This is a genomic window from Burkholderiales bacterium, assembly GCA_035518095.1.
Taxonomy (GTDB): Bacteria; Pseudomonadota; Gammaproteobacteria; order Burkholderiales; family JAHFRG01; genus JAHFRG01.
Genome location: DATIXX010000006.1, coordinates 31,315 through 50,335, shown reverse-complemented (window position 1 = coordinate 50,335; position 19,021 = coordinate 31,315). Strand labels below are relative to the sequence as shown.

Here is a 19,021-nt window from a genome sequence, read left to right as displayed (position 1 = left end):
GCTAAAATTGCGCCTCACACACATCAAGCTCGCCGGGTTTAAATCTTTTGTAGACCCGACTCACGTTCCCATTCCGGGACAGCTGGTGGGCATCGTCGGCCCAAACGGTTGCGGCAAATCCAACATCATCGATGCAGTTCGCTGGGTACTGGGGGAATCGCAGGCCAAGCATTTGCGCGGCGAGACCATGCAGGATGTGATTTTTAACGGCTCGGGCGAGCGCGCGCCGGTAGGGCGAGCAAGTGTGGAATTAATTTTCGATAACAGCCTCGGAAAAGCCGCTGGACAGTGGTCAAGTTATGCCGAGATCTCCATTAAACGCATCTTGCAGCGCAACGGCGAATCGACTTATTACATCAATAACACCCACGTACGACGACGCGACGTAACGGATATATTTCTCGGTACCGGCCTCGGCCCCAGCGCTTATGCGATCATCGAACAGGGAATAATTTCCAAGGTGATTGAGGCGCGGCCTGAGGAGCTGCGGGTGTTTCTGGAGGAAGCCGCCGGGGTATCGAAATACCGGGAAAGGCGGCATGAAACGGAATTGCGGCTTAAGGACACGCGGGAAAATTTATTAAGAGTTGCTGACATTCGACAGGAACTGGAAAAACATCTGCAGCACCTAGAAGAGCAAGCACGCGTAGCTTCACAGCATCGCGATCTACAAATTAAGCTGCAGACGACCCAGAATCTGCATTGGCTGCTAAAGAAACAGGATGCCGCGGCAAATCGGAAACGGGTTGAGAAAGAAATTCAAAAGATTACCAATGAACTGGAAGCGGAAACCGCAAGATTAAGGGAGGCGGAGAACGCGGTAGAGCGGTTGCGAGCGCGCCATTACAGCGCGGGAGATGCGTTGCATCAGGCGCAGGGAGAATTCTACTCGGCTAATGCCGAAGTGGCACGCATTGAGCAGCATCTACAGAATATCCGCGAGAACCGGCAGCGCTTGGAATCCCAGTGCTCTTCGCTACGCGATCAGCAGCTTCAACTTGGGAAACGCAGCGACAACGCTCAGCAAACCCTGACTCAATTACGCGGTGAACTCGCCGCGGCGCAGCGGCAAATCGAGGAAACGCAGCGTAATGCGGCAATACAAGCTGAATCGCTGCCCGCCGCTGAGCAGGATTTCCGCACTCGCCAGGACCGCACGGGCGAATTGCAGCGGGAGCTTACTCAAGTGCGGCAAGCGGCTCAAATACAGGACACACATCGTGAGCATGCACGGAAGATGCTTGAACAATTGCAGGTACGTCATGAGAGGCTGGCGAGCGAGCGGAATGGCTTGCCGGAACCTGAGAGTGCCGAATTGCAAAGCCTGCAGAATCAACTCGCGCTCAAAGCGTCTGTCTTGGCCGAAAACCGGCAAAAGCTTGACTCCCGGCAGCATCAACTGCCTGGATTGGAGCAACTAAGGGATGCCCGCAGGACCGAACTGCAAACGCAGGAGCAGGCTCTTGCTGCAATAATTGCGAGGTTGGATACACTCAAGAAGTTGCAGGACGGCGTCCTAGATGACGGCAAACTGCGACCCTGGTTTGCCAAACACAATCTTGAAGATTGCCCGAGGCTGTGGCAGGAAATTCACATTGAAGTCGGTTGGGAAACTGCGCTGGAAAGTGTATTGCGCGAGCGCCTTAACGCGGTGGCGGTGGGGCCTGAAATCAATTTGCATTATTTGATTGAAGACGCGCCCCCGGTAAAGCTTACGGTATTCACGCTCCAAGAAAGAACGGCTTCCGAGCAAGACAGAGCCCTGGCGGACTTGCGGCCGTTATCGAGCCTGGTAAGCTGCAACGACAGCCGCATACAAGCGCTGCTTGAAGACTGGCTGCGCCATGTTTACGTTGTGGAAAGCCGGCCGCTGACATTACGTGAGCGGTTACCGCAGGGCGCAATGTTGGTGAGCCGTAACGGCCATGTATTTACTCGCTTTAGCGTATCGTTTCATGCGCCAGACTCAGACGGGCACGGCGTGCTGGCCCGTGGCCGAGAAATCGAACAGCTTGAAGACGAAATTAGACACCGCCGTGTCGCATTGGAGAAGAGCAACGCCGAGCTTAATTTGGCGCATCAGAAATTGGGGGAAATGCAAGCTGAAATAGCCTCGTTGACCAGTACGGTGGAGGCAATTCAGAGAGAACAACACGAAATCCAGCTTGAAACGCTGAAGCTGACGCAAAGTTCGGAGCAAGTCCGGCACCGCGGCGAACAGATTGCCCGTGAACTTGAGGAAATCCGAGAACAACAAGAAAGTGAAACCCACCAGCGGCAAAATGCCGAAAATAACCTTGGCCTGTATGGTAAACGAATTGCGGATCTTGAAGCGCAACTGCTAGCAGCCGATCAGCAGCGTTTGGACGCGGAACGCAATCTGAACGACCAACGTGCAAAATTTGAAATTGCCCAGCGAGCGGCCCAAGAAGCCCAATTCAATAAAAATACATTGACGTTTAAAATGAATGAGATATACAATTCAATTAAAGCAATAGATGAACAAGAAGGCGGGTTGCAGGCGAATTTGCAAGACGTTCAGTCTGAGATCCGTCGCTTTGATGAGAATCCGGTGCGGGAAGAGCTTCAGGACGTGCTACACGCAAGGGAAGGCAAGGAGCAGGCGTTAACTGCAGCACGAGACGCAGTTGAGGCAGCAACCGCTGATTTGCAGCGAAGCGACGAAGAACGCCTTGCAGCGGGGGCCAGGCTTGAGCCGTTACGCGGCCGGATTAATGACCTGCGCCTCAAGGAGCAGGAAGCCCGCCTCAATGAGGAGCAATACAACGAGCAGCTTCGAGGCGCCAACGAGGACGAATTAAGTGCTCTGATGCAGAAAGGTACACGAGCCGGTTTGCTGCAAGCAGAAATTGCGCGCCTTGAGCAGGAAATTACTGCTTTGGGCGCAGTCAATCTGGCCGCACTTGAGGAACTACAAAGCGCCACCGAGCGCAAAGCTTATATCGACAGCCAGGCCAAGGACCTTGAGGACGCGGTTGGGACGCTGGAAGATGCGATTCGCCGCATAGACCGCGAAACCCGAGCTCGGCTGTTAGAAACGTTCGACGCCATCAACCGGCATCTGGAGGAAATGTTTCCGATGCTATTTGGCGGCGGAAACGCACGGCTGGTTCTAAGCGGCGAAGAAGTACTCGATAGCGGAGTGCAAGTAATAGCCCAGCCGCCGGGAAAGAAGAATTCCACGATTCATTTACTGTCGGGTGGGGAAAAAGCACTTGCTGCTTTAGCTTTGATATTTTCGCTGTTTCAGCTTAACCCGGCCCCGTTTTGCATGCTGGACGAGGTTGATGCGCCGCTCGACGACTCTAACACCGAGAGTTTTTGCAAGCTGCTGCGAAAGATGTCTGAGCAGACTCAGTTCATATTTATTAGCCATAATAAAATTACCATGGAAATTGCCCATCAGCTGATTGGCATTACCATGCAGGAGTTGGGCGTGTCACGGGTCGTCGCAGTGGATATTGAACAAGCCATGAAACTGCGGGACGAGGCAGTCGCCTGAGGTTCAGGTTATGAGTGACCTGCAGCTAAGCCTGTTGATAATCGGCATATTGATCGTTGCGGCCACTTACTTCTTCAATCGGTTCCAGGAACGAAAATACCGGCGCAAATCCGAATCGGCTTTCGAGAACGATATGCAGGACGTTTTGCTGTCGCCGCAGGGTATCGCCGGCGTGGATGATGGCAGAGTCGAGCCGCAGTTGCGGGAACCCGTCATCGAAGCGAAGGACACCGTGCCTGAGCAACGCGCGCCCTTGGCTGACAAAGCGCCCGCGGTACTGGATCCGGAGATAATGTTTATTGCAGAAATCAGCCGCGCCGACTCGTTTCCGCCGGAGGTTGTGAAAACGTTTTTAAAATATCTTTTGGAGTTTGGACGGCGGATAACCTGTCTGGGCTTCCGCGAAAAAACTTCAACCTGGGAAAGGCTTGAGGAGACCGCCGATGCCAGATATATCCGCATCAGAGTGGGGCTGCAGCTCGCGGATCGCTCCGGTTTCGTGAATGAGTCGCAGCTTGCGTTGTTTTGCGACATGCTGCAAGGTTTCGCGGAGAATACCGGTGCCGCGGTGCAGTTTGCCGAGCGCAGGGCCGCCCTGAGTAACGCCGTGGACCTCGATAAATTCTGCGCAGAGGTGGACATATCCATTGGTCTGAACGTTGTTGCTCAGGACGGGCAGACGTTCCACGGGACCAAGCTGCGCGCCCTGAGTGAGGCTGCCGGATTTAGACTTCAGGAGGACGCGACTTTCCATTATCTGGACGAACACGGTGAAAGCTTGTTTACCTTGAGCTGTCATGAACCTGTTTCATTCACTTCCGAGCAAATCAAAAACATATCAGTACGCGGGGTGACGTTTTTGCTGGATGTACCGCGCGTGGCCAATGGTATGCGCGTATTTGACAAAATGCTAACGTGCGCCAGGCAATTTGCCGCGTCGTTGGACGGGGTTCTGGTGGACGATAATCGCATTCCCCTGAACGACTCCGGCATAGAAAGAATTCGTCAACAATTAAGCGCCGTTTACACGGCAATGGATCAGCGCAATATCAGCGCCGGCAGCCCCCGCGCCTTAAGGCTGTTCTCGTGAATGAAAATACCTGAGCGAGTGATCGAGCGGGTGCGCCGCCTGCGAGAAAGCATCGGACGCCACAACTACAGCTATTATGCGCTCGCGGCACCGACTGTTCCCGACAGCGAGTATGACAAAATGTTTGCCGAATTGGTCGAACTGGAAGCACGGTATCCGCAACTTGTAAGCCCCGAATCTCCGACGCAGCGGGTGGGCGCTGCACCACTGAAGGAGTTCGCCCAAGTGGTCCATCGCATTCCGATGCTGTCTCTCAATAATGCGTTCAATGAAGATGACGTTGTCGCTTTTGACCGCAGGGTGCGCGAGGCGCTGGACATGCAAGATATCGAATACGCTGTCGAGCCGAAATTTGATGGTTTGGCCGTCAGCCTCACTTATCAGAGAGGAGAACTGAAAAGTGGTGCCACGCGCGGCGACGGCTATGTCGGCGAGGATGTAACTGCGAATGTGCGCACGGTAAGAGTTATCCCATTGCGGCTGGCAGCTCATAAACCGCCGGCGCTTTTGGAAGTGCGCGGTGAGGTAATGATGCTGAAAAAGGATTTTGAAAAGCTCAACATGCAGCAGCGCGAAAAAAACGAAAAAGAGTTTGCAAACCCGCGAAATGCTGCAGCAGGGTCCTTGCGTCAGCTCGATTCACACATCACTGCGGATCGTAAACTTAGTTTTTTTGCTTACGGCATAGGAGCGGTGGAAGGCGGAGGCCTGCCCCAAGACAAACACGATGAGCTGCTAGACTACCTTGCTGCATTAAATGTACCCGTTGCTCCAGAGCGCCAAGTGGTGCATGGGGAAACGGGACTGATTGAGTATTACCGGCGAGTTGGCGCGATGCGCGACAAGTTGCCTTATGAGATCGACGGAGTGGTCTACAAAGTTAACGATATCGCATTGCAAAACAAATTAGGATTTGTCGCGCGTGCGCCGCGTTTTGCTCTGGCACACAAGTTTCCCGCGCATGAAGAGCTTACCGAAGTATTGGATATAGAAGTCTCGGTAGGTCGCACCGGCGTGCTCACCCCGGTTGCGTTGTTGAAGCCGGTATTCGTGGGCGGCGTCACCGTGTCTCATGCGACATTGCACAACGAAGACGAAATCAGGCGCAAGGGAATCCGAATCGGCGATACCGTAATTATCAGGCGCGCAGGTGATGTGATACCCGAGATCGTTGCCGTCGTCAGCGAGAAGCGGCCAAAAACGGCGCGCCGATTCGTAATGCCGGAAAAATGCCCGGTGTGCGGCTCCAGAGTAGTGCGATTTGAAGACGAAGCGGCGGCGCGTTGCATTGCTGGACTGTTTTGTAGTGCCCAGCGTAAACAGGCTTTGTTGCACTTTGCTTCAAGGCGCGCCATGGATATTGAAGGGCTCGGGGAAAAACTGGTGGACCAACTGGTCGACAATGCAATCACCCGGACTCCCGCCGATCTTTACACATTGGACGAGACCACGTTAGCCGGCCTGGAACGAATGGCTAAAAAATCAGCGGCCAATGTGACTGCAGCAATCGAGAAAAGTAAACACACGACTTTACCGCGTTTTATCTACGCCTTAGGCATTCGCAATGTCGGGGAAGCGACTGCCAAAGACCTAGCGCTGCATTTCGGCAGCTTTGACAAGTTGATGCAGGCCAACGAGGACAGGCTGCGGCAGGTTCCCGATGTCGGTCCGGTTGTGGCGCAAAGCATTGTGCGGTTCTTCGCCGAGCCGCATAATCGCGAAGTAATTGAACAGCTGCGTGATAGAGGGGTAAGGTGGGATGAAGGCAAAAGCGTGCAGCTTGCGCAGAAAGGCGCGATCAGCGGCAAGATTTTTGTATTGACCGGCACGCTTCCACATCTAACTCGCGAGGACGCAAAATACAAAATCGAAATGCGCGGAGGCAAAGTAACCGGCAGTGTGTCGGGACGGACCGATTATGTTGTTGCGGGGGTGGATCCCGGCAGTAAGCTTGACAAAGCGCGGCAACTGAATGTGAAAATAATTGACGAAGCAGGCTTGTTGAAGCTTCTCGGAAACTAACTTGGGATCCAGAAAAAAAATCCTGAGTCAAATCCGCAAGGCGGTATTTCCGGTGGCCGGAATGGGCACCCGTTTTTTACCTGCGACCAAGGCGAGCCCGAAAGAAATGCTTCCCATTGTCGACCGGCCCTTAATTCAATACGCCGTTGAGGAAGCGGTGCAGGCAGGCATAACCGAACTCGTGTTCATTACCGGCCGTGGGAAGCGCGCTATCGAGGACCATTTTGACGAGGCTGATGAAATCGAAGCGAAGTTGCAGGCCAAAGGCAAGCAGGAGCTGCTCAAATCCGTGAGGAATATCATACCGAGGCACGCGAGCTGCACCTATGTGCGTCAACCCAGGGCGCTCGGTCTGGGGCATGCCGTGCTGTGCGCGGCGAATGTTATTGGTGACGAGCCATTCGCGGTTATCCTTGCGGACGACCTGATTGACGCCAATCCGTCGGCAATTCAGCAGATGGCCAAAATTTACCATGTCCACCGGCGTTCAATATTGGGCGTACAGAAAGTGGCACGTGAGGACACCTCGCGTTACGGGATTATTAAGAGCAAGTCGTTAGTGGCAGCAAAGCTTCATCTCATTACCGGCGTAGTGGAAAAACCCAAACCCGGCAAAGCGCCGTCGAATCTTGGCGTGGTGGGGCGTTACATCTTGACCCCGCGAATATTTCACCATCTGCGCAAAGTAAAACCCGGCACAGGCGGAGAAATTCAACTTACCGACGGTATTGCCTCGCTGCTCAAGGAGGAAAAAGTATTTGCCTACGAATTCGACGGCACACGCTATGATTGCGGTTCTAAGCTGGGCTATCTTATGGCCACCATGGCGTTTGCCGTAAAACATCCTGAGGTCGGAGAGGAGTTCAGTTCATATCTTACTTCGCTGGGTTGTCGCGTGCCCAAATCGGGCCGGGTATAATTTGCGGGCTTATCTAGTGCTGTATCTTGCGTGAAGCTTACATACCGAAAAGCCCAGCATATTCTCGATGCGGCGGAACAGGTGTGTTCCGCCGTTGTCGTGTCTAATGCGGTAAAGCGCGTAGCGCTCGAGATTTCGGCAAAACTCTCCAAGAAACAACCCTTGGTATTGAGCGTGATGGGAGGATCAGTGGTATTCACCGGGCATCTGCTACCGCTGCTCAATTTTCCGATGGATTTCGACTACGTTCACGTATCGCGTTACGACGACAATACCCGCGGTGGAAACATTAACTGGAAGGTCGCGCCGCGGGAGAACGTGAAGGGAAGGACAATACTGGTGCTAGATGATATTCTCGATGAAGGACAAACGCTTGCCGCAATTCGCGACAGAATTTTGAATGCCGGCGCAAAGTCGTTTTTTAGCGCGGTGCTTGCCGATAAAGATACCGGGAAACCCAAACCGATTCACGCGGATTTCGTCGGAGTGACCGTGCCTAATCGGTATGTTTTTGGTTACGGCATGGACGTTTACGGGGCTTGGCGCAATTTGCCCGCGATCTATGCGCTAAAATAAATCGTTTCCGAAAAACCTCTGGGATTTGCTCCGTATGCTCGCGATAATCGGCGGTACCGGCCTCACCAAGCTCGCCAATCTGGAAATGTCCCATCAAAGGATAATTCGCACGCCTTACGGTGAAGCCTCGGGCGCATTGACCTTTGGCCAGATCAAAGGGTATGACGTAATTTTCCTCGCGCGCCACGGTTATGGCCATACCATACCGCCGCATCAGGTAAATTACCGCGCTAATATCTGGGCGCTGCATACGCAACACGTTACTCACGTGGTGTCGGTAGCTTCGGTCGGCGGTATACGCCCAGATTTGACGCCGGGCACTATTGCGATACCTGACCAGATCATTGATTACACGCATGGACGCCAATCGACTTTCTTTGACAGCACTGAAAAACCGGTCACACACATTGATTTCACGTGGCCTTATTGCGAAAAGCTGCGCCAACTAATAATAACGGCGGCAGAAGCCGCCAAACAAAAAACTGTAAGGGGCGGCGTGTACGGTGCTACTCAGGGCCCGCGTCTGGAAAGCGCGGCTGAAATCAGCCGTCTTGAAAGGGACGGCGCGGACATGGTGGGCATGACCGGCATGCCGGAGGCGGCGCTTGCCAAGGAACTGGAGATGTGCTATGCCACGGTCGCAGTGGTGGCGAATTATGCGGCAGGGAAGGGTACAAGCGAGCGCGAGATCCAATTCGAAAACCTGGAAGCTACCATGCAGGAATCGTTGGATCGGGTAAAAATCATACTTGAGAAATTGATTGAGCACGATGGCGGTTAAAACAGTATTGAAAATGGGCGACCCGCGCCTGTTTGAAGTTTCGAAACCGGTTACGGCGTTTGACACGCCGCAATTGCAGGAATTAATTCAGGACATGCGGCATACCATGGACGCCCTGAACGGCGCCGGACTTGCCGCGCCGCAGATCGGTATTGGCCTGCAGGTTGTGATCTTCGGGGTAACGCGCAACCCGAGGTATCCGGACGCCGAGGAAGTGCCGTATACCGTACTCGTCAACCCCAAGATCGAGCCATTAGGCCAGGAAATGGAAGAGGAATGGGAAGGCTGCCTCAGCATCCCCGGCATGCGCGGCCTGGTGCCACGTTACAAGCGCTTGCGCTATCAAGGCTGCGATCAGTATGGCAAGACCATCGAGCGCACCGTAAATGGATTTCATGCGCGGGTGGTACAGCATGAATGCGATCACGTCCAGGGAATACTGTATCCGATGCGTATTCGCGACATGCGCAACTTTGGTTACAACGAAGTGCTATTTCCCGGCCAGCTTGATCAGGACGAGTAGCGACTTTCTAGGCGGCGAGTGCATCCAGCATCTCACCTTCCAGGCGCACAACGGCTTTGGGATCCGCGAGCACGTCTCCACTGATTAGAAATACGTCCTCGGCGCGCTCGCCCAGCGTATTGATTTTCGCACTGTGAACGACGACGCTGTAATTTACGAGAACGAGAGCGATGCTGTACAGCAGGCCCGGACGGTCCCCCGCCGTGACCGACATCACATAGTAGGCGCCTCTTTCGTCCTGCCTGATGCTGACCTCTGGGGCAATCGGAAAATGCTTCACGTGCCTGCTCAAGCGGCCTTTGAGCGGTGGCTCCAGCGGGGCCTGTATCGCGATGCGGCGCGCGAGCTCGTTCTCAACGAATCCAATCAGGTCACGGTAATGACCGGTTTTATTCGCCGGATCGAGCACCAAAAAGCTATCGAGCGCATAGTTGTGCCGCGTAGTATGGATTTTAGCTTCCACAATATTGTAATTGATGCGCTCGAAAAAACCGCAAATACGAGCGAATAATCCTTTCTGATCGGGCGTATAAATCAATACCTGCAAGCCTTCGCCGATGGCCGAGAGCCTGGCTTTAACAACCGGTGCCGGCGTGCGCACCTTGGCCCAGAGTTGCCGGGTATGCCAGGCGATTTCCTGGGCGTCGTGGTGCAAGAAATAAGCGGTATCGAGCTCCGACCACAACGCTTCATGCGCATGTTCGCCCAGCGCATAAAGGCGGATGATTTCGAGCGCTTTAGTCTGGCGCGACTGTAAATGTACGTCGTGCGTAGCGATGTCTCCGCTCATCTGCCGGCGCGCGGCCCAGTACAGGTCTTCCAAGAGTTTGGCTTTCCAGGCGTTCCATACGTGGGGACTGGTGCCGCGTATGTCTGCCACCGTGAGCAAATACAGCGCAGTAAGTCGGCGCTCGCTTGCGACGTGTGAGGCAAACGCGGAAACCACTTCGGGGTCCGACAAATCTTTTTTTTGCGCCGTGGACGACATGACCAGGTGATTTTCCACCAACCATGCCACCAGATCGCCGTCTTCAGCCGTTAATCCGTGCTGCTTGCAAAAAAGCTTCGCGTCAACACTGCCGAGATGCGAATGGTCACCACCGCGGCCCTTGGCAATATCGTGAAACAAGCCTGCGAGAATCAGCACTTCCTGCCTCGGGAATTCACTCATCAGGCGGCTGCACAAAGGATATTCATGTGCGAATTCGGCCATAGTGAAGCGCCGCAGATTGCGCACCACCTTCAAAATATGTTCATCCACAGTGTACACATGGTATAAATCGTGCTGCATTTGGCCTACGACTCGGCCAAATGCCGGGAGGTAACGCCCGAGTATCCCGTAACGGTTCATCCTGCGCAGTTCGCGGGTAATGCCGGATGGTTGGCGCAATATACTCATGAAAAGCGCGCGGTTTCTCGGATCACGACGAAAAGCCTGATTAACTTTTGTTCTGGCGCGCCACAGTGCCCGCAGGGTGGCGGCGCTCATGTCCTTTAATTCCGGGTGTTCCTGCAGCAGCACGAAACTTTCTAGGATCGCCGACGGCTGCCGCTCGAATAGATCTTCGGCACGAGCTTCCAACAATTCGCCGCGCTGCTGGAAGCGCTCGTTCAGCGGCAACGCAGAGACGGAAACAGCGGGCGCAAGTCGAGCGCGCAGATTTTGCAGCAAAATGGTATTAAGCTGATTGACCGACTTGGCGGTGCGATAGTAACGTTGCATCAGAATTTCGCTGGCGCGGTGGTTTCCCGTGTCCCTCAATCCAAGTTGCTGGGCCAGCGTACCCTGATGGTCGAACAGCAGACGGTCTTCCCTGCGGCCGGCAATATAATGCAGCCGGATCCGCAAGTCTTGCAGGAACAATTCGTGACTTTTGATCTGGCGCGCTTCGTGTCGGGTAACCAGCGCGTGTTTGGCCAGAGCTTGCCAGGAGGTGCCCAGACCGCAAGCTTGGCTGATCCATAAAATGTTCTGCAAATCGCGCAATCCGCCCGGGCTTTCTTTCAAGTTGGGTTCCAAGTTGTTTGCTGTATCGTAAAAGCGCGCGTGGCGCTGGTCTTGTTCCAGTTGTTTGGCCTGGAAAAAAGCAAATCTGTCCATTGTTGCTAGCATTGCCCGGGAAAACTTCTCGAATAAACTGGGACTGCCGAAAAGCAACCGCGCTTCCATCAACGTGGTCTGCACGGTAACGTCTTTGCGCGCTTGCTCCTGGCATTCTTCGATGGTGCGCACGCTGTGGCCTACTTCCAAGCCAATATCCCAAAGCAGACTGATGAATCTCTCCAATTGCTCGCGCAGGATAAGATCCGCATCTTTGCTGAGCAGAACCAAAAGATCGATATCCGAATAAGGGAAAAGCTGCCTGCGCCCGTAACCGCCCACTGCAAGCAACGAAAGGGTCTTAGGCAAATCCAAGACCCGGCAGATATTTTGCAGGATTTCGTCAATCAGCCGGCGGTGGGAATCAAGCAGGCGCTGTGGAGAGGGACGTTTCTGATACTCGCTTTGCAAAGCCGAACGGCGTTCCTGAAGCAGCTGTTTCCACTGGGTAAGCGTGATTTCGGTTTGCACACGTGCGGAGAGTGAGGTCGAGGAAAGCATGCGCAATTAATGCGCCGGAGTTGCGGGCGCGCCCTCCGATAAGGTTAGCACCTCATAGCCGGTTTCAGTCACCAATACCGTGTGTTCCCATTGCGCAGAGAGACTGTGATCCTTGGTAACAATTGTCCATCCGTCTTTAAGCTGGCGGATGTCGGGTTTTCCGGCATTGATCATCGGCTCGATTGTGAAGGTCATGCCGGGCACCAGCGTCAGACCCGTTCCCGGTCTGCCGTAGTGCAGAACCTGCGGTTCTTCGTGAAAGTTCCGGCCTATGCCGTGTCCGCAGAATTCGCGCACGACGCTGTAGCCAAAGCTCTCTGCGTGAAATTGGATGGCGTAGCCGACGTCCCCCAACTGCGCGCCGGGTTTGACAGTTTCAATTCCCAACCACATGCACTGATACGTGACGTCGCAAAGTCTTTTGGCCTGGATCGAAGGCTCGCCCACGCAGAACATGCGACTGGTATCCCCGTGATAGCCGTCTTTGATAACAGTGATATCAATATTAAGAATATCTCCAGGTTTCAGTTTTTTGTCGCCCGGAACACCATGGCAGACTACGTGGTTTACCGAGGTACAGATGGAGCACGGATATGGCGCGTAACCGGGCGGCGCGTAGTTCAACGGAGCGGGTACGGTGTGTTGAACACTGACCATATAATCGTGGCACAGTTGGTCCAGTTCGCCAGTGGTAATTCCCGGCTTAACGAACGGAGTGATGTAATCTAGGACCTCGCCGGCGAGGCGTCCCGCAACACGCATCTTCTCGACTTCGTCTTGGGATTTGATACTGATCGCCATGAGTGCCGTCTGCCGAAAAAGTTTAAGAATAGTGGAACGCGCACGATAAGGCAATTTAAGCTCCACGCCGGCGAATTCCTCGCGCCGCAATCGACCGGCATGCCATTGCGGTTGAGGGTTATTTTCGAGAAATGTTATAATGAAAAATTAGATTGCCTGGTAGAGAAGTGTTTTCGCCAGCAATGCTAAAAATTCCCACACCCGCAAAGTATAGGGTGCTCGTTCGCGAGTAAAGATGTTTAAGCGGGTGGAGGCCCGGAGCCGCCCATGAGATTGAAATCGCCGGCTCCCTAACCCTTACAGGAGAACGTTTTCATGTCGGTCACAATGCGACAAATGCTGGAAGCGGGTGTTCATTTCGGGCATCAAACCCGGTATTGGAATCCCAAGATGGCCCCTTATATCTTCGGTCATCGTAATAAAATTCATATCATCAATCTGGAAAAATCGCTGGCCCTGTATCACGAAGCGCTAAAGTTTTTGCGGGATCTCGCAGCCAATAAGGGAACGACACTGTTTGTTGGCACCAAGCGCCAAGCACGGGAAATCATCAAGGAAGAAGCGTTGCGCTGTGGTGCGCCTTTTGTAGATTACCGTTGGCTGGGCGGCATGTTGACGAATTTCAAAACCGTAAAGCAGTCCATCAAGCGCCTTAAGGATATGCAAAACATGCTGCAGGAGGGCGCCTTTGAGAAAATGCCTAAAAAGGAAGCCCTCGGCTACCAGCGTGAAATGGCAAAGCTCGAACGCAGCCTTGGCGGCATCAAGGACATGAATAGCCTTCCTGATGCGTTGTTCGTGATAGACATCGGTTACCAGAAAGGCGCGGTGGCCGAAGCAAACAAGCTCGGAATTCCGGTGGTTGGCGTTGTAGATACCAACCACAACCCGGAGAATATTGCTTACGTGATACCCGGTAATGATGATTCGAGTCGCGCTATACGCCTTTACGCTCGCGGGGCGGCCGATGCCATTCTAGAGGGACGCAGTCAAATCATCCGTGAAATTGTCAGCGATGAATTCGTGGAACTCGAACCCGGGGAAGAGCGCCCTATTGAGTAGACCAAAAAAAGGGCGCAAGCCCTTTTTTTTTAAAACCTAACCACGGAGCAAAGCATGGCACAAATCACCGCAAACATGGTGAAAGAGTTACGCGAAATGACAGGGCTCGGAATGATGGAGTGTAAAAAGGCGCTTACCGACGCCAACGGCGATATCCGGGCTGCGGAGGATTTGCTGCGCATACGGAGCGGGGCAAAAGCAAGCAAGGTGGCCGGGCGCCTTGCGGCAGAAGGTGCAGTCGGCGCCTTCGTAGATCCGGCGGGCAAAATCGGCGCGCTGGTTGAAGTAAACTGCGAGACGGATTTCGTGGCGAAAGACGCGCATTTTAAGGATTTTGTCACGGCCCTGGCGCAATGCATTGCACAAACCAACCCGGCGAACAATGAGGTGCTTGCTGAAACTAAATTTAGCTCGAATGAAACTGTGGAAGGCGCACGCAAGGCACTGGTTATGAAACTGGGTGAAAACATCAATGTGCGACGCTATGCTCGGATGCAGACCGCCGGTCACCTGGCGTCCTACTTGCATGGGAACAAGATCGGTGTGCTTGTGGACTACGAGGGAGGGGACGCGGTTCTGGGCAAGGACTTAGCGATGCATATTGCGGCGAACAAGCCGCTTTGCGTGTCCAAACAGCAGGTACCGGCCGAGATGGTGGCCAGAGAGCGCGAAATCTATATGGCACAGGCTGGCGAATCGGGGAAACCCGCAAACATAATCGAGAAAATGGTGGAAGGGAAAATTGCCAAATACTTGGCTGAAGTCACGTTGCTTGGCCAGCCTTTTGTCAAAGATCCCGAGCAGAGCGTGCAAAAACTGCTCGCCGCAAGGGGCGCCAGAGTAAACGCATTTTATCTTTACGTAGTAGGCGAAGGAATGAAAAAGAAAGCCACTGATTTTGTAGCCGAAGTTATGGCGCAAGTTGGACGTGCATGATCGCAGCCGCCCCGGCATACCGGCGCATCCTGCTGAAACTCAGCGGCGAGGCGCTAATGGGGGAGGATCGGTACGGAATCAATCGCGCCACGCTGGAGCGCATCGTCTCGGAAATTAACGAAGTACTTAACCTCCGGGTGCAGGTCGCGGTAGTGATTGGTGGCGGTAATATCTTTCGCGGTGTGGCTCCCGGCGCATCCGGCATGGACCGCGCTACGGCGGATTACATGGGCATGCTTGCCACTGTCATAAACGCCCTGGCATTGCAGGATGTGATGCGCCAAGCGGGAGTCAACAGCCGTGTGCAATCGGCACTCAACATTGAGCAGGTGGTCGAACCTTATATTCGCGGAAAAGCCATGCGTTATTTGGAAGAGGGAAAAGTGGTGATATTCGCCGCAGGAACCGGTAATCCATTTTTTACCACGGACACTGCGGCGGCATTAAGAGGTATGGAAATGAATGTAGACATCGTGTTGAAAGCGACTAAAGTGGACGGCGTTTACACTGAAGACCCGAAAACTCACTCTGATGCCATGCGTTACCAGAAACTCTCGTTTGACGAAGCCATCGTTAAAAACCTAAAAGTAATGGATGCTACGGCGTTGACCTTGTGCCGCGATCAAAAACTCCCGGTCAACGTATTCAGCATATTAAAACCCTATGCTCTAAAACGCGTAGTGCTGGGTGAAGACGAAGGGACGCTAGTTCACTCTTGATCATCAAGGTGGGCTATAATCCCAGCAACAAAAGGATCGAGCATGACGGCAGATGTAAAAAAATCCGCGGAGCAGAAAATGCAGAAGACGCTGGAAACGCTTAGGAGCGATCTCAGTAAGGTGCGGACCGGGCGGGCGCATGCCGGAATCCTGGACCACGTAATGGTCGATTATTACGGGACGCAGATGCCGGTGAACCAGGTGGCCAACGTGACTCTGCTCGACGCGCGCACCGTCAGCGTTCACCCCTGGGAAAAGAAAATGGTGAGCATCATTGAAAAAGCGATTCGTGAATCCGATCTCGGACTTAATCCGGCGACTGCGGGTGATGTAATACGCGTGCCGATGCCGCCGCTGACAGAAGAACGCCGCAGGGATCTGATAAAAGTAGTAAGGCACGAGGCGGAGAATGCGCGCGTAGCAGTGCGCAATATCCGGCGTGACGCCAACACTGCAATGAAGGATCTTCTCAAGCAAAAAATCATTTCGGAAGATCAGGAGCGCCGGTCGCAGGACGAAATACAAAAACTTACCGACCGTTTTATTTCTGAAATAGATAAGGCCTTGCAAGGCAAGGAAGCCGATTTGATCGCGGTGTAGCCCGGTGAACGTATTTTCCAACTCAACCAAAGAGATCCCGAAGGTAGGAAAAATTCCACGCCATATCGCCATAATTATGGATGGAAATGGTAGGTGGGCCAAGCGGCGCTTTCTGCCCCGTATGGCGGGCCACCAGCGCGGAGTCGAGGCGGTGAGAGAAGTGGTCAAGGCCTGCGCTAATAAGGGAGTGGAGTTTCTCACGTTGTTCGCATTCAGCAGCGAAAACTGGCGCCGCCCAAAGGAAGAAGTCTCGCTGTTGATGCAATTGTTCATACTTGCGTTGGAGCAGGAAGTCATCAAGCTGCACGAAAACAATATGCGCTTTAAGGTGGTGGGTGACATTAGCCGTTTCGAGGCGCGGCTGAGCAATCTGATCCGCGAAGCGGAACGTCTGACCGCCAACAATACCATGCTGACGTTGACCGTCGCCGCAAACTACGGCGGGCGCTGGGATATTATGCAGGCGGTACAGCGCATGCTTGCGGAACATCCGGAGCGAGCCAAAGGGTTCGATGAAAACCATATTGCGCCATATCTGGCGATGCATTACGCCCCTGAGCCAGACCTTTTCATTCGTACCGGCGGAGAGCAGCGCATCAGCAATTTCCTGCTGTGGCAGATGGCTTATACCGAAATGTATTTTACCGAGACGCTATGGCCTGACTTCGATTCGCAATCTTTGGATCTTGCCATAGTCTCCTATCAGCAACGTGAAAGACGCTTTGGCCGCACTAGCGAGCAGCTTGAAAAAGCACGGTCACCTGCAGCAAAAGCTGATGCGGTGGACCACGCTAACCTGCTGCGGCGCGCCAAGCAGAATGCTTAAGACCCGGGTCATCACAGTAATTCTTCTGCTGCCGCCATTCCTCGCCGCGCTGTTTTATCTGCCGCTTCAAGGCTGGGCGCTGCTGGCTTTATTGATCACAGTATTTGCTGCACGGGAATGGGCGCGGCTGGCGCAGATGTCAAAGTCTGCCCAGCTGTTATTTGTCATTGCGGTCGTTGCTGCTTGCTCGGTGCTGATCCCGGCACTGAGGCTTCTGCAGAATGCCCCTGTCAGCGATTTGAGCATTGCTATTTATGCTTTGTCATTGGCATTTTGGGTGTTGGCGGCGCCGCTATGGCTGGTTTACCGATGGCATCCGAGCAAAGCGTGGCTCGCATTGATCGGCTTATTGGTGCTGGTTACGGCGTGGCTCGCACTGGTGCAACTTCGAGAAATCGCAGCATCGTTGATCTTGTGGATGCTGTCGGTAGTCTGGGTGGCGGATACTGCGGCATACTTCTGCGGCAAAAAGTTCGGCAAGCACAAACTTGCCCCCACTATTAGCCCGGGCAAGACTTTGGAAGGCATATACGGGGCATTTATTGCAGTCAGCGCGTACGCTATCGCCGTTGTCGCGCTCAGCGGCAATCACGGCGTCAATGCGTTCGGCAGGGTGGTGCCGGCTTATTTGCTGCTGATAGCGCACTGGATCATCACTGGTTTGAGTATCATAGGGGATCTGTTTGAATCTTTGCTCAAGCGACACGCCGGAGTCAAAGACAGTGGATCGATCTTGCCGGGCCACGGCGGCATCCTGGACCGGATAGATGGCTTGATTTCAAGTTTGCCCGTGTTGGCGTTTTTTATATTTTACCGAGCTTGAAAACGCGACATGCAAAACATAACGGTACTCGGTTCCACCGGCAGTATCGGTGTAAACACGCTCGATGTAATCGCGCGCCACCTTGACCGTTTCAAGGTCGTGGCGCTCACTGCTGGGAATAAAGTCGAAAGCCTCTTCGAACAATGCCGCCGCTTTGCTCCGGATTATGCGGTGCTGCGCGATGAGAGCGGCGCCGAGAAGCTGCAGATCTTGGTAAAAAAAGCGGGTCTTACCACCCAGGTGCTACAGGGTGCAGCAGCACTCGAACGAGTCGCGGGGTTACCGGAAGTCGACGCGGTAATGGCGGCCATCGTGGGTGCGGCCGGCTTGCGCCCTACGCTTGCCGCCGCCAAAGCGGGTAAACGCGTAATGCTTGCCAACAAGGAGGCATTGGTGATGTCTGGAAGCCTTTTCATGGAAACAGTGCGACGGAACCACGCAACCTTGTTGCCGGTGGACAGTGAACACAATGCCATTTTCCAGGCGTTGCCACCTAGTTTCACCGGCGATCTTGGGGCAGTTGGAGTCAAGCGCATTCTGCTCACCGCATCGGGCGGACCTTTTTCCTCCACTCCTATTAGCGAACTGGAGCACATTACCCCAGATCAAGCCTGCGCACATCCCAACTGGGTTATGGGGCGTAAAATTTCCGTCGATTCAGCTACGATGATGAATAAGGGCCTGGAAGTCATCGAGGCGCACTGGCTGTTCAATGCGCAAGAGAAGCAAATTCAAGTCGTGATACACCCGCAGAGCGTGATTCACTCTTTGGTCGAGTACGTGGACGGTTCGGTAATCGCGCAACTCGGAAATCCGGACATGCGCACACCGATTGCATGCGCTCTGGCGTATCCGGCGCGTATTGAGGCCGGAGTGCAGCCACTGGATTTGTTTAAAGTAGGCACGCTCAATTTCCATGCACCGGACTTAAACCGTTTCCCATGCCTGCGACTTGCTTACCAGGCTTTGCAGCGCGGAGAGGCGGCGCCTGCCATATTAAACGCGGCAAACGAAGTTGCAGTAGCGAATTTTCTCGCCGAACGCATGCCGTACAAATACATACCCCTGTTAATTGAGGCGGTTCTGGACAAGATGAGCGTGAAATCCGTCGGCTGCCTTGAAGATGTCCTGGACGCAGACCGTACGGCGCGCGCTTGCGCCGAGGAGTGGCTCGCAGCATCGCTGCCCCAGTTTGCAGCCGGGACGGCGCGCTAACCC

At 53.9% G+C, this 19,021-nt stretch carries 16 protein-coding genes; 14 read left to right on the top strand and 2 right to left on the bottom strand.

The window, feature by feature from the left end:
* The first annotated feature begins 7 nt into the window (after positions 1-7).
* The 7 genes from smc to def are packed head-to-tail and all read left to right on the top strand — an operon-like array spanning position 8 to position 9,434.
* Complete coding sequence (smc, locus tag VLV32_01580) at positions 8-3,523, top strand: chromosome segregation protein SMC (GenBank protein ID HUL40587.1); 3,516 nt, start codon at positions 8-10, stop codon at positions 3,521-3,523.
* A gap of 10 nt (positions 3,524-3,533) precedes the next feature.
* Entirely contained in the window at positions 3,534-4,613 is a 1,080-nt protein-coding gene (locus tag VLV32_01575) for a cell division protein ZipA C-terminal FtsZ-binding domain-containing protein (protein HUL40586.1), read from the top strand.
* The gene (gene ligA / locus VLV32_01570; GenBank protein ID HUL40585.1) at positions 4,614-6,635 is read left to right on the top strand and encodes an NAD-dependent DNA ligase LigA; all 2,022 of its coding nucleotides are present in this window, start codon (positions 4,614-4,616) and stop codon (positions 6,633-6,635) included.
* Between the two features lie 19 nt (positions 6,636-6,654).
* Positions 6,655-7,554, top strand: coding sequence for a UTP--glucose-1-phosphate uridylyltransferase GalU (galU, locus tag VLV32_01565; GenBank protein HUL40584.1), 900 nt, complete (start codon positions 6,655-6,657; stop codon positions 7,552-7,554).
* A gap of 30 nt (positions 7,555-7,584) precedes the next feature.
* Positions 7,585-8,130 carry a hypoxanthine-guanine phosphoribosyltransferase gene (locus tag VLV32_01560; protein HUL40583.1) on the top strand — a complete coding sequence of 182 codons (546 nt, stop codon included), beginning with the start codon at positions 7,585-7,587 and terminating at the stop codon, positions 8,128-8,130.
* 34 nt (positions 8,131-8,164) lie between these two features.
* The gene (locus VLV32_01555; GenBank protein HUL40582.1) at positions 8,165-8,911 is read left to right on the top strand and encodes an S-methyl-5'-thioinosine phosphorylase; all 747 of its coding nucleotides are present in this window, start codon (positions 8,165-8,167) and stop codon (positions 8,909-8,911) included.
* Positions 8,901-9,434: a peptide deformylase gene (gene def, locus VLV32_01550; protein ID HUL40581.1), complete on the top strand. Its 534-nt coding sequence runs from the start codon at positions 8,901-8,903 to the stop codon at positions 9,432-9,434. The genes VLV32_01555 and def overlap by 11 nt, the downstream gene beginning before the upstream one ends.
* A gap of 7 nt (positions 9,435-9,441) precedes the next feature.
* On the opposite strand, the gene VLV32_01545 is transcribed toward def, so the two are convergent.
* Both VLV32_01545 and map read right to left on the bottom strand, forming a co-directional pair.
* Positions 9,442-12,036 carry a [protein-PII] uridylyltransferase gene (locus VLV32_01545; GenBank protein ID HUL40580.1) on the bottom strand — a complete coding sequence of 865 codons (2,595 nt, stop codon included), beginning with the start codon at positions 12,034-12,036 and terminating at the stop codon, positions 9,442-9,444.
* Positions 12,037-12,042: 6 nt separating this feature from the next.
* Positions 12,043-12,837 (bottom strand): type I methionyl aminopeptidase, encoded by a 795-nt coding sequence (gene map / locus VLV32_01540; GenBank protein HUL40579.1) that lies wholly within the window; start codon positions 12,835-12,837, stop codon positions 12,043-12,045.
* A gap of 315 nt (positions 12,838-13,152) precedes the next feature.
* Here map and rpsB point away from each other — a divergent pair, with 315 nt between their 5' ends.
* The 7 genes from rpsB to ispC are packed head-to-tail and all read left to right on the top strand — an operon-like array spanning position 13,153 to position 19,018.
* Positions 13,153-13,899, top strand: coding sequence for a 30S ribosomal protein S2 (gene rpsB, locus VLV32_01535; protein HUL40578.1), 747 nt, complete (start codon positions 13,153-13,155; stop codon positions 13,897-13,899).
* 54 nt (positions 13,900-13,953) lie between these two features.
* Positions 13,954-14,835, top strand: coding sequence for a translation elongation factor Ts (gene tsf / locus VLV32_01530; GenBank protein ID HUL40577.1), 882 nt, complete (start codon positions 13,954-13,956; stop codon positions 14,833-14,835).
* The gene (pyrH, locus tag VLV32_01525; GenBank protein ID HUL40576.1) at positions 14,832-15,554 is read left to right on the top strand and encodes a UMP kinase; all 723 of its coding nucleotides are present in this window, start codon (positions 14,832-14,834) and stop codon (positions 15,552-15,554) included. Before tsf ends, pyrH begins: the two co-directional genes overlap by 4 nt.
* A 42-nt stretch (positions 15,555-15,596) precedes the next feature.
* Positions 15,597-16,154, top strand: a complete 558-nt coding sequence (gene frr, locus VLV32_01520; protein ID HUL40575.1) for a ribosome recycling factor — start codon at positions 15,597-15,599, stop codon at positions 16,152-16,154.
* A 4-nt stretch (positions 16,155-16,158) separates the two neighbouring features.
* Positions 16,159-16,980, top strand: coding sequence for an isoprenyl transferase (locus VLV32_01515; GenBank protein HUL40574.1), 822 nt, complete (start codon positions 16,159-16,161; stop codon positions 16,978-16,980).
* Positions 16,973-17,803, top strand: coding sequence for a phosphatidate cytidylyltransferase (locus VLV32_01510; GenBank protein HUL40573.1), 831 nt, complete (start codon positions 16,973-16,975; stop codon positions 17,801-17,803). The genes VLV32_01515 and VLV32_01510 overlap by 8 nt, the downstream gene beginning before the upstream one ends.
* Positions 17,804-17,812: 9 nt before the next feature.
* The gene (gene ispC, locus VLV32_01505) at positions 17,813-19,018 is read left to right on the top strand and encodes a 1-deoxy-D-xylulose-5-phosphate reductoisomerase (protein ID HUL40572.1); all 1,206 of its coding nucleotides are present in this window, start codon (positions 17,813-17,815) and stop codon (positions 19,016-19,018) included.
* Positions 19,019-19,021 lie beyond the last annotated feature (3 nt).